The organism is Methylobacterium oxalidis (genome assembly GCF_007992195.1).
GTDB classification, from domain to species: domain Bacteria; phylum Pseudomonadota; class Alphaproteobacteria; order Rhizobiales; family Beijerinckiaceae; genus Methylobacterium; species Methylobacterium oxalidis.
The window spans coordinates 1-10,975 of the sequence record NZ_BJZU01000168.1; the positions used below are offsets into that span (position 1 = coordinate 1).

General features: G+C 65.4%; 10 protein-coding genes and 2 pseudogenes. 10 read left to right on the forward strand and 2 right to left on the reverse strand.

Annotated features, from left to right (window positions below):
* Window positions 1-252: 252 nt before the first annotated feature.
* Window positions 253-1,548, reverse strand: a complete 1,296-nt coding sequence (locus tag MOX02_RS27910; protein WP_147029058.1) for a cystathionine gamma-synthase family protein — start codon at window positions 1,546-1,548, stop codon at window positions 253-255.
* A gap of 562 nt (window positions 1,549-2,110) precedes the next feature.
* Here MOX02_RS27910 and MOX02_RS27915 point away from each other — a divergent pair.
* From MOX02_RS27915 to MOX02_RS27925, 3 genes and pseudogenes are all read left to right on the forward strand, one after another.
* Complete coding sequence (locus MOX02_RS27915; RefSeq protein WP_147029059.1) at window positions 2,111-2,527, forward strand: transposase; 417 nt, start codon at window positions 2,111-2,113, stop codon at window positions 2,525-2,527.
* A 77-nt stretch (window positions 2,528-2,604) separates the two neighbouring features.
* Window positions 2,605-2,793: pseudogene (locus tag MOX02_RS33050) on the forward strand (IS3 family transposase); the annotation flags it as partial.
* A gap of 130 nt (window positions 2,794-2,923) precedes the next feature.
* Window positions 2,924-3,475: pseudogene (locus MOX02_RS27925) on the forward strand (DDE-type integrase/transposase/recombinase); the annotation flags it as partial.
* A 221-nt stretch (window positions 3,476-3,696) separates the two neighbouring features.
* On the opposite strand, the gene MOX02_RS27930 reads toward MOX02_RS27925, so the two are convergent.
* On the reverse strand, window positions 3,697-4,884 hold the full coding sequence (locus MOX02_RS27930; protein WP_147029061.1) for a hemerythrin domain-containing protein: 1,188 nt from the start codon (window positions 4,882-4,884) through the stop codon (window positions 3,697-3,699).
* A 149-nt stretch (window positions 4,885-5,033) separates the two neighbouring features.
* Between MOX02_RS27930 and MOX02_RS32775 the strand changes: the two genes are divergently transcribed.
* From MOX02_RS32775 to MOX02_RS27960, 7 genes are all read left to right on the forward strand, one after another.
* The gene (locus MOX02_RS32775; protein WP_280525365.1) at window positions 5,034-5,432 is read left to right on the forward strand and encodes a cation:proton antiporter domain-containing protein; all 399 of its coding nucleotides are present in this window, start codon (window positions 5,034-5,036) and stop codon (window positions 5,430-5,432) included.
* Window positions 5,429-6,622 carry a cation:proton antiporter gene (locus tag MOX02_RS27935; RefSeq protein ID WP_280525366.1) on the forward strand — a complete coding sequence of 398 codons (1,194 nt, stop codon included), beginning with the start codon at window positions 5,429-5,431 and terminating at the stop codon, window positions 6,620-6,622. Before MOX02_RS32775 ends, MOX02_RS27935 begins: the two co-directional genes overlap by 4 nt.
* 266 nt (window positions 6,623-6,888) lie before the next feature.
* Window positions 6,889-7,206, forward strand: a complete 318-nt coding sequence (locus MOX02_RS27940; protein ID WP_238179596.1) for a hypothetical protein — start codon at window positions 6,889-6,891, stop codon at window positions 7,204-7,206.
* 417 nt (window positions 7,207-7,623) lie between these two features.
* Window positions 7,624-7,866, forward strand: coding sequence for a hypothetical protein (locus tag MOX02_RS27945; RefSeq protein WP_147029062.1), 243 nt, complete (start codon window positions 7,624-7,626; stop codon window positions 7,864-7,866).
* A gap of 150 nt (window positions 7,867-8,016) precedes the next feature.
* On the forward strand, window positions 8,017-8,880 hold the full coding sequence (locus MOX02_RS27950; protein ID WP_147029063.1) for an alpha/beta fold hydrolase: 864 nt from the start codon (window positions 8,017-8,019) through the stop codon (window positions 8,878-8,880).
* A gap of 209 nt (window positions 8,881-9,089) precedes the next feature.
* The gene (locus MOX02_RS27955; RefSeq protein WP_147029064.1) at window positions 9,090-9,701 is read left to right on the forward strand and encodes a cysteine hydrolase family protein; all 612 of its coding nucleotides are present in this window, start codon (window positions 9,090-9,092) and stop codon (window positions 9,699-9,701) included.
* A 142-nt stretch (window positions 9,702-9,843) separates the two neighbouring features.
* Window positions 9,844-10,476: an SGNH/GDSL hydrolase family protein gene (locus tag MOX02_RS27960; protein ID WP_147029065.1), complete on the forward strand. Its 633-nt coding sequence runs from the start codon at window positions 9,844-9,846 to the stop codon at window positions 10,474-10,476.
* Window positions 10,477-10,975 lie beyond the last annotated feature (499 nt).

Here is a 10,975-nt window from a genome sequence, read left to right on the forward strand (position 1 = left end):
AATTCCGATCGCCCTCTCTATCAACCCTCGCCAACGCGGGGGTTTTCGTTTCAAGGAGCCGGCTCGCCGGTTCAGACGCCGCCTCTGCCCGTCTCCTTCGCGAGAAAAAAGTGCAACCCGGCTCCCAGCACCCGGGGGCACCAGACGCGCTGCACCAGCGAGCGCCCGGGTGTCGACCGGCCGATGGCACGCAAGGTCGAGGCGGTTCGATCAGCCTCGCCTCGGGCAGTCGTCCGCTCGATCGCCGCTCCTTCACGCTCTACCGAGTGTGGCGAGCGCCGCCGACAGATCGGCCACGAGGTCGTCGGGATGCTCAATCCCGATCGAGACCCGGATCGTCGCGTCCGTCACGCCGAGGCGATCGCGCACCACCTTCGGCACGCCCGAATGGGTCGTCGAGGCCGGATGGCTGGCGAGCGACTCCGTTCCGCCGAGGCTGACAGCCAGTTTGAACAGGCGGAGCGCGTTGAGGACGCGGAAGGCCTCCGCCTCCCCGCCGACGATGTCGAAAGAGAAGGTCGAGCCCGGCGCCGTGCATTGTGCGGCGTAGACCCGGGCCTGAGCCGAGCCGGCCGTCAGATGGGCGAGATGGTGGAGGCGCGACACCTTCGGATGCTCGGCCAGCATCCGGGCGAGGATCTCGCCGTTGCGGTTGGCGGCAGTCATGCGCAGCGACACCGTCTCCAGCGAGCGCCCGAGCATCCAGCAGGAATGCGCGTCCAGTCCTGTCCCGATCGCCGAGCGCAGCATGCGCACCGGCTTCATCCGCGCGGCCGAACCGAGGGCGGCGCCGGCGATCAGGTCCGAATGGCCGCCCACGTACTTCGTCAGCGAGTAGACCGAGATGTCGACGCCATGGCTCAGCGGGTGCTGGAAAAGCGGACCGAGCAGGGTGTTGTCGCATACCACCACCGGGGCCTCGCCGCCCTGACGACGGCCGATCTCGTCGGCGACCGTGCGGATCAGCCCGAGATCCACGAGGGTGTTGAGCGGGTTCGAGGGTGTCTCGACCATGATGACACTGACCCGCCCCGCCGCGATGGCACGCCCGGCTGCGGCGCGCACGCTCGCCGGATTGGTCCCGTCGGCGAAGCCGATGGGCGCGATTCCGAACCCCGCCAGGGTCCTGGCGATGAGCGTCTCGGTGCCTCCGTAGAGAGGCTGGGAGTGCAGGATCACCTCGCCCGGTCGCGCGAAGGTCAGGATCGTGGTGGCGATCGCCGACATGCCGGAGGAGAAGACCAATCCGGCCTCGGCGCCCTCAAACACCGCCAGCCGGTCCTCGACGATCTCGGCATTGGGATGGTTGAAGCGCGAGTAGACCAACCCAGCCGCCTCGCCGGCTGGCGGCTCGCGTCGTCCGGACACGTAGTCGAAGAAGGCCTTGCCGTGCTCAGCCGAGGTGAACACGAAGGTCGAGGTGAGGAAGACCGGCGGCTTCACGGCACCTTCCGACAGGGTCGGGTCGTAGCCGTAGCCGAGCATCAGGGTCTCGGGATGCAGCGGGCGACTCCCCAGCGACGTCCTATGGTAGCGATCGTCGGACATTCTGACTCCGTTCGAGAGCGTCGGTCGTCCGGTGCGAGATCGACTGTATGGGCCAAAACGACGATCGCTTGGATGCCGGAGGATGACATCGCCGCGTCGTCCAGAGAACCCTGCGGTGGCGCTCGAGCCTTATGCACTCGTCAGGATCAGACGATCTCAGGCAGGTCGGATCACGGCGGGGACTCGGATCGCCTCGTCAGCGCTGAGACGGGCGCCGGAAGGTTCGAACTCTTTCACGTGACGCGACTGGTACCTTGGACCGGGTCGGCCGCGAGCCCTGAATGCCGAAGGGAGGCGACGCGACGAGCGACCGCGGTAACGGCGAGACATCGCGATGTCCGCATCGCCCGTGAATCCGCCGGTGAGCGGTCGTTCCGCTCTCGCCCAAGGGCGGCCACTTTGCGCCTGTTGCTGTCATCCCTGTTACCGCAGCCACCGAAGCCGAAAGGGATCGCTAGGGTACGAGCGGGAGCTTCGGAGATGAGGAGGTGTTGCTTCTGATCACGTGGAGTGGCCCCCAATTCAACCGGACACGGGCTCACGCTTATGGAAGTGTGTGCCTATGACCGACCGTATGGTGAGTTCTAACGACCCGCCCCGGGCCGAACGCGTTGAGGTGATCCCCTCGGTCCAGCGTCGGCGGCATTGGACCACGCCGGAGAAGGTGCGCCTCGTCGAGGAGATCTATCTGCCCGGCCAGTCCGTCTCGCTCGTCGCCCGCCGCGACGGGCTGAACGCCAACCAGCTGTTCACGTGGCGTCGGCTGATGGAGCGCGGCGCGTTCACGGCCGCCGGTGCCGGCGAAGAGGTTGTGCCAGCATCCGAACTGCGTGCTGCCCAGCAGCAGATCCGTGAGTTGCAGGTGCTCCTGGGCAAGAAGACGCTGGAGACCGAGATCCTGCGCGAGGCGATGGAGCGGGTCGCCGCCCTCAAAAAGTTGCCCTCGCGCGTGACCTCGTGGCCAGGGGACGGCCGGTGAGCGCGGTGGCTTCGGCTTTGGGCGTGTCGCGCCCGCACCTCGCCACATCCAGGCAGTCCTCCCCCGCTCAGAAGCCCATGGGCCAACGCGGCCGTCCGCCTGCACCCGACGCCGAGTTGCTCGGCGCAATCCGAGGGCTCATCGCGGATCTGCCGACCTACGGCTATCGGCGCGTCCATGCCCTTCTGCGCCGACAGGCCGAGCGGGACGGTCGGCCTGCACCGAACGCGAAGCGCGTCTACCGGGTCATGAAGGTGCACGGCCTTCTGCTGCAGCGCCACGCGGGGGGAGCCGAGACGCGCCGTCACGAGGGCAAGGCGGCGGTGAGCGTGCGCAACACACGCTGGGCGGGTCCCCGCCCGGTCTCCGACCGGGTGGGATGCCCTCTGCTCGGACGGGCTGGAGATCGCGGCCGAGAACGGCGAACGTGTGCGGGTCGCCTTCGCGCTCGACTGCTGCGATCGGGAGGCAATGGGCTACGTGGCAACCACGGCGGGCATCACGGGCGAGGACGTCCGCGACCTGATGGTGGCAGCCGTCGAACACCGCTTCGGGCCGGTCAACCAGTTGCCGAGCCGGATCGAGTGGCTGACTGACAACGGCAGTTGCTACATGGCCCACGACACACGCCGCTTCGCTCGCGAACTCGGCTTGATACCGAAGACGACGCCGCTGGAGAGCCCGCAGAGCACTGATGTCATCGACAAGGGCTTTTCTCGTGGATCTGTGGTATTCTCCTCCGGCGCACGGACGACCGCGTGGCGAAGAGCAGGGTGTGAGGTGTGGACCCTGCCGCGCAGCCTCTATCGTCGCACCTCGGTTGCGGCACCCGTGCGTACCCGCTTCGGTCCGTGCGCGTTCCAGCCCGACCAGAATGCCAGGCAGGCCAGGTTGATCAGCGTCGAAGGGGCTGACCGAGGGCTGCTGTCTCGTCCACTCAGGGGTTAGCGGCGGGCGAGCACGGAATACGATCCTTCCACTCTCATCGCAGATGTGGGCTATGCAATCTCGCCGGTTACCAGGTGGGCGGGTAACACCAGGGGCTCGGGCACAAAGATGCCGAGTGTGAATAGACGCACGTACGTGCTCTAACGACCGCCAAGGTGAGCGTCCCAAGCGGTAGATCACAGGTTCTGGTTCGACCGAGTGTATGGCGCGGTAGGGCAGCTTCAGATCGCGTCGGCCAGTGCCAGTTGCAGCGCATGCTCCAGCACTTCCCGTAGCTTCTCAGGTGTCAGATCGCCGCCCTCTCCGACGTCGCCTGCCTGACTTTTGTCAACCGCCGGGGAGCCGGGTGGCTGGATGGCAAAACGCACCTCATTCTCGGCGGTGCGTCGGAATGTGAAGTGAGGCGCACGGCTGGCGACGAGATCGACCGGAAGGGTCGCCCGCGCGATCCTGAACGAAACCCTCGGACGATCGGCAGAGCCGCCCCGGCTCTCCGTCAGCGTCTCATCCTTGAGGTAGATCTGAAACCCGTGCTCCTCCCAGCCCTTGTTAGCCTCCGCCAGAGCGGGCAAAACCATCTCACGCAAAACATCGCGTTGCGGATTGGCTCGGTAGCGGGTTTCACGAGACGCTGTATCGACGCTGCTGAGTGGATGCGTGGGAACGCCTTGGTTCTGCCCGGCCACGCGCCTGAACATCGCCGAATAGGAGCTCTCGCCCTTGCGCGGCTGTGGGTTGTTGCTGGTGTTTGAGGGGCCTAACGCCGATGGCTCTGCCAGCGCGCCTTTTGCCTGCCCCCAGCCCTCATCCGCTCGGCTGCGGGTTGGTCGCTGATCCGAGCCTAGGCCGCTCAGCCATCCCCTGCGCCACGCGAGAAGACCGAGGCCGACTGCGGCAGCGCAGATCGTGGCTGTGAATGCGATCTCGCTTGAGACCAGCCCGCCGAGCGCCCGCCGCCGTGCCTGGAGCGCACGCAACTTGGCGCGCACGTACCTGCGCGTGGCATTCCGAACCTCCTCCGGTCCGACCAGTTCGCGGACCGCGGGCAGGAGTTCCTGCTTTTGTCTATACAGGTGCTGGTCCACTAAGGTGGTCGCGTCCTCAAACATGTTGAGCCAGCCGACCGAGTTCTTGAGGGCGTACTGAGCGAGATTGCCAAGTTGCTGCATGAACTCGCGATGCTCGCGACGTAGCTCCTCGATGATGTGCCTCGTACCGTCGTCGCGGCTAAGAGGCGCGTACAGGCTGGCGTCCAAGGCCGCCGCGTGAGCTCCAAGCTCGTCGATCAACTCAGCGAGGAGCCGCTCGCGGCTACGCACCACCCCAGGGCTGTTGAGAGCGTACGGCGTCTCATGGATGAGATGCGCGATGTTCTCGTGGTCACGCGCGATGAGCTGCCAGAGATCCATGCTCGTCCCTCTCAGGGTGGCATTATCCAACCCAAGCCCGATCCTTGCCGTTCCCGACCGCCAGCCGCTCGTTTGCACGCGAACATCAAACCGACCGGAAGGTTGAACCTGGCAACGCGGATAGGAACTGCGCATGAGGAGACGCTCGCGTGGAGATTTTCAAAACTCTACTGGGGCTGCTCGCGGCCTGCGTCGTTCTCGCCCTAGCCGCTCGTCGATTGCAGATCCCTCTGGCGGTCGCCCTTCTCCTCGGCGGCATGGCGCTGGCCCTGATCCCGGGTTTGCCCAACGTGACTCTCGACCCTCAACTCCCACTCGTCCTCTTCCTGCCCCCACTGCTTCAGGCGAGCGCCTACCGAACTGACTGGCCGGCATTCCGTTTCAACCTGCGCCCAATCCTGTTCTTGGCACTCGGCGCCGTCCTGTTCACGGCCGCGGCCGTCGCCGCCACCGCGAAACTTCTGGTGCCGGATCTGCCCTTGGCAGCAGCTGTAGCGCTAGGAGCCTTCGTGGCCCCCCGGATGCGGTCGCTGCTGCCTCGATTGTGAAGGACTTCCGCATTCCCAAGCACCTTGTCGTGATTTTGGAAGGCGAGAGCCTGCTCAACGAGGCCTCGTCCCTCGTCCTCTACCGCTTTGCGGTTGCCGCGATGCTGGCCGGCGAAGTCTCGCTCGGCCAGGCCTCCGTCTCGTTCTTGTTCGCGGCCGTCGGCGGCACGCTGATCGGCTACATACTCGGTCGCATCGCCATGTGGGTCTTCACCCACCTCGAGGACACCCTGCTCGATATACTCGTCTCGTTCCTGGCGAGCTTCGCCGCCTACCTCGCAGCGGAACAGGTCCATGCCTCAGGGGTGCTGGCGGCGGTGACCTGCGGCCTTGTGCTCGGCCAGCAGCAGCACGTGGCCTTCACCGCTCGCACGCGCCTGGAGATGAACGCGGTGTGGGGCTTCGTCGAGTTCGTCTTGACTGCCCTGGTGTTTGTCCTCATCGGCCTCCAACTGCGCGGGATCCTGGAGCGCCTGGAGCACTATGACCCCTGGCACTTGGCGGGATTAGGCTTGGCGGTGTCGGCTGCCCTAATCATCAGCCGGTTCGTCTGGGTATTCCCGGCTCTACGGCTTCCTCGAGCTATGTCACGCAGGCTACGGGAACGCGATCCCATGCCGCCTTGGAGCCATGCCACGGTGCTCTCCTGGGCCGGCATGCGCGGCGTGGTGAGCCTCGCTGCGGCCTTGGCGCTTCCGGCCAACTTCCCAGGGCGCGACATCATCCTGTTCTTGGCCTTTTGCGCCCTCTTGGCGACCCTCGTGCTCCAAGGCACGACGCCTGGTCCTCTCATCCGCCGCCTCGGCTTGAGCGAACCGTCGGGCGAGGCGGCAAACCCTGCCGTGACACCGCAGGCGATCGACGCCCGCAGCGAGGCGACGGTTGCAGCGATGACAGCAGTTACGGAGCAGATGGACAGCTTGAGCCCTGAGCAGGCAGCCGCCGCGGAGGACCTGCTACGCGAGTTGCGACAGCGGGCGAAACGGATCGACCAACTCAGCCAGGAAGCCGAGACCGGCGCGCAACGTCTGGCGGCCCGGCTGGGCCTGCGACTCACGGCGATCGAGGCAGCCCGCGCCAAGCTTCTGGCCGACCACCGGGACGAGCTTGAGGCGGATGAGCTGGCGGCACTCGTCTCGGAGCTTGATCTGGAGGAACAGCAGATCAGAGTGGCGCTGGGCGAAAGGTGATGCGCGGCCTTGCTCGGTGAGCCTGGATGTTGAGATCCGGCCGCGGTCTTTGCTCAGCACAGGTTTTTCGCTGGTGCCGGTCTTGCGGTGTCCCTCACGACGAACCTCACGGAACAGGGAATGCTCCGCGAGGTTAGGCCGATACCCCTCCGGCCGAAGGAGGAAGGGCGCGACGTCACTGAGTATCTTCGCGGGCACGGGGCTTGCCGGGTAGCCTCGGCGCCGGACGGGAGCTGCGAAGGATTCGTCGTACGGAGATTCCATCGATGCGTACCAATCCGCCGTTCCTCAACCTGACCGCGCTCGGCGCCACAACGCTCGCGCTTGCGGTGAGCGGGATTTGGGGAGGCGTCGCGCAGGCGCAGGAGACTGGCGGCGGTGCAGGTCGCGCCGGCAGCTACGGCAATCTCGGCACCAACGATTCGTCGGGCTCGCCGAAATCCGGCACCGGCGAGATCGGCGGGAACGGCATCACAACAGATTCGAACAAGGCGCTGCCCGATGGCCATTCCTACTACGGCAAGGCCGCTGGTCCAAACGCAACCGGCCGCGAGACGGCGCCCGGCACGGGCGGAAGGCCCTGACGGCAGCGGCGCGCAACAGCGATCGGGTCCAGCACCATGGAAGGCGGCGTCCTCTGGCTTGTCATCATTGCGGCGACGATCGCGAGTTCACTGCTGGTCACGGGCGTGATCGGGATGCGGCGGCGCCGGAGCCGCGGATAGGGTCAGGGATCTGCATCTCCGGCGTTACCGACTGCTCCCAACTTCACGGCGGCACGTGTGTAGATCGAGCGGAGGTTCTCAGCGCACTCTCGGGGCTTCTCGAACAGCATCATGAGATCGGCTCGACAGACCGCAGCGGAACACTTCCGCTCGCCGTCCGGCCGGGCCGGAACATGGCGCCGACCCTTCCGTCCGCGTCCGCCTGCGGCGCCGAGGCTGCCGCCTAAAGGAAATGCTGCCCCGGGTGGCGGCGATCGAAACAGGAGGATTTGGACCGTGAACAAGGGCTACGGAGTTCAGCTGACGGCAGCGACGCACGGTGCCGCCGAGTCGACGACGGCGCCGATCCTGGTCGTCGCCGCGGATGAACAGGATGCGCTGCTTCTGGCTGCGGAAGCCGCTGGCCCGTCCGCCACTGCCGAGGTCCTGCGCGAGCTCACCGAAGCGGAGATCGCGGAACATGGGCTCGACCTCGCACAGCGCGGCAGCATGAAGTCGCTCGCGGTGCTGAACCTCTGACACCGACCGCCTCGCTTCTGAAACCGCGATACCGGTCCGACATCCGCTGCCGGATCCGCCCGGCGTTGGCGGCAGTGCGGAGGTGGGGTGGGATCCCGCCAACCGAATTGGGCGTTCACGAAGCCCTACCTCTATCCATTGTGAACGGCGATGCCTCTTCGCAGCGAACCGGACTTCTCACGCGTCCGGCTTCAAGACGTCACGCTTCACGTCGCCTCCGTGGGACCGCAAGACGGTCCGCTCGTCATCCTCCTGCACGGCTTTCCAGAGTTCTGGTTCGGCTGGCGTCACCAGATCGATGCGCTGGCCGCGGCAGGTTTCCGCGTCGTCGCTCCCGACCAGCGCGGCTACAATCTCAGCAGCAGACCGCAGGATATCGGCGCCTACCACCTCGACCGGACCGCGGACGATGTCCTCGCGCTCGCCGACAGCTTCGGCGCCGAGGCGTTCCAAGTGGTCGGACATGATTGGGGCGGGCTGGTCGCGTGGCGGCTGGCGACACGCTCGCCTGAGCGGGTGCGGCGCCTCGTGATCCTGAACGCCCCGCATCCTGATGTCTTCGCTCCCTACGCCCGCAGACACCCGTCGCAGGTCCTGCGCAGCACCTATGTCGGCGCGTTCCAGGTGCCGTGGCTGCCCGAAGCCGGCTTGCGGGCGGCCGACTACCTCGCACTGCGCGAGGCGCTGCGCCTGTCGAGCCGGCCCGGGACGTTCGGCGCGGCCGACCTCGCGCGCTATCGCGAAGCCTGGGCTCAGCCGGGCGCCCTCACCGGAATGCTGAACTGGTATCGAGCTCTGCGACTGAAGCGTCGGACCGAACCCGGGCCGGTCCGTGCGCCGACGCTGATCGTCTGGGGCAAGAGGGACACGGCACTCGGTTCGGGTCTCGCAACCGAGAGCCTCAAGCTGTGCGAGCATGGCGAAATCCTATGGCTGCCGCAGGCAACCCATTGGCTGCACCATGAGGAACCGGCGCAGGTGAATGGTGTCGTAACAAGCTTCCTAGCTCAATGATCAGCAAAAAATCAAATCTCGACTCAATAATTACATTAAAGCACCGTCAAATAATATCAATATTATATTTACTCCCAGTCGGTATGTATCTTTCGACATTATATATACTGGAGTCTGTCGAGAATTGATCTATGTTTATCCCGGAACATGCTGCCCAGGCGTCGGTTGAACGTTCCACGGACATGCCGATACCTGAGGATGGTTGCCGCATGGCAGGAGACGACGAGCTTCGTTTCGGAGCATTGGGCGATAGCTGCGTGCATCTGTGTGTCGACATGCAGGGAATGTTTGCCGAGCACACAGACTGGTGCACGCCGTGGATGCCGCGTGTCCTGCCCAAGGTGGAGCAGATCGTCGAGGCCCAACCTCGCCAGAGCGTGTTCACGCGCTTCGTCCCGGCACAGGCGCCTGGCCAAGGCGAGGGGACGTGGAAGCGCTACTACGAGCGCTGGACCTCCATGACAATTGAGCAGCTCGGGGCGGACCGGATTGAGCTGGTGCCGGAACTCGCCCGGTTCGTTCCCTCCGCTGAGACGATCGACAAGCATGTCTACTCACCCTGGGTCGAGACAGACCTTCATGAACGCCTGCAGGCACGGGGCATCGACACGCTCGTAGTCACGGGCGGTGAGACGGATGTCTGTGTGCTCGGCACAGTGCTCGGTGCCGTCGATCGCGGCTACCGCATCGTCATCGTCACGGACGGGCTCTGCAGTTCGTCGGACCAAGCACACGACGCGATGCTCACACTCTATCACAGCCGCTACGGCCAGCAGGTGGAGACTGTCACGACCGACACCCTGCTCCAAAGCTGGGTGTGATGCGCCGGTTTACCGGAAGAGTGGACGCATGCCGATGCTGGTGCCAAGCGGCCACGTATGCCGGCGCGGCCTACTCGCCGCAGGGGTGCTCCTATTCCCTTCCTGCGCTCGGTCCGCGACGCTCACCGCACAAGGCAGATCCATGCCGCACGTCGCACTTCTCGGTGATTCCGTCTTCGACAATGCCGCCTACGTCGGAGGAGGGCCGGATGTAGTTCAGCAATTGCGGGCGGTTCTGCCTGCCGGCTGGCAGGCGAGCCTCATTGCTGTTGACGGCAACGTCATCGCGGATGTGCCGCAACAGCTCGCCAGATGCCCCGAAGGCGCAAGCCATCTGGTGGTCAGCGTCGGCGGCAACGATGCGCTGCGGGCGTCCGCGGTGCTGGAGCGGACTGCCAGATCCGTGGCCGAGGCATTGGCTCTCTTGGTCGAGGTGCGGGACCGCTTCCAGGCCGAGTACAGCGCCATGCTGGACGCGGTTCAGGCGACGGGGCGGGCGGCGGCCATCTGCACGATCTACGATCCACGCTATCCCGACCCGCAGCGCCGACGTCTGACCGGAGCGGCCCTCGCGCTGCTCAACGACGTCATCACGCGCGAGGCCTTCACGCGCGGCTCCCCGCTGATCGACCTGCGCGTGCTCTGCGGAGAGGACGCGGATTTCGCCAACCCCATCGAGCCATCGGTCCAGGGAGGCCGGAAGATCGCAAGGGCTGTCGCAGCCTTTCTGCAGGCCCGTCCGGAGCAGCAGGGCAGCTTGGTTTTCGCGCGCTAGGAGATGGCAGTGATGCATTTCGACAAACGCCTCTTTTCTGAATTCGCACAATATCCCAGCACCTGATCCAGCTCCTCCTGCCTCTCTCCGATAACAAGGGCGAGCCCTTCTCCCGCTCCGAGTACGCTCGGGTCCGTTCGGAACGCACCGAATGGTTCGGAGGCATGATGGCCTTCACCCGCTGTCCGGCGCAGGGCCTTTGGGAAGAGAACGGGTAGACAGCACGCGATGACATCGTGGTGTTCGAGGTCATGACGCATCTCGACGAGTCTTGAAGGAGCGGCTACCGGCGCACGCTGGAGAACCGCTTCAAACAGGACAGCATCATCATCCGCGCGCAGCAGATCTCCCTGCTCTGATAGATGCTGAGCGCGAAGCCTACAGCCTAGCCTACAGCCTATATTCGCTGTCGTGCCGACGTCAGGGCACTCGGATCACGCGCCTGATCCGCTTGTACGACGGCGCAGCATACGTCTGCATGCCAACGGCATGACTAGGG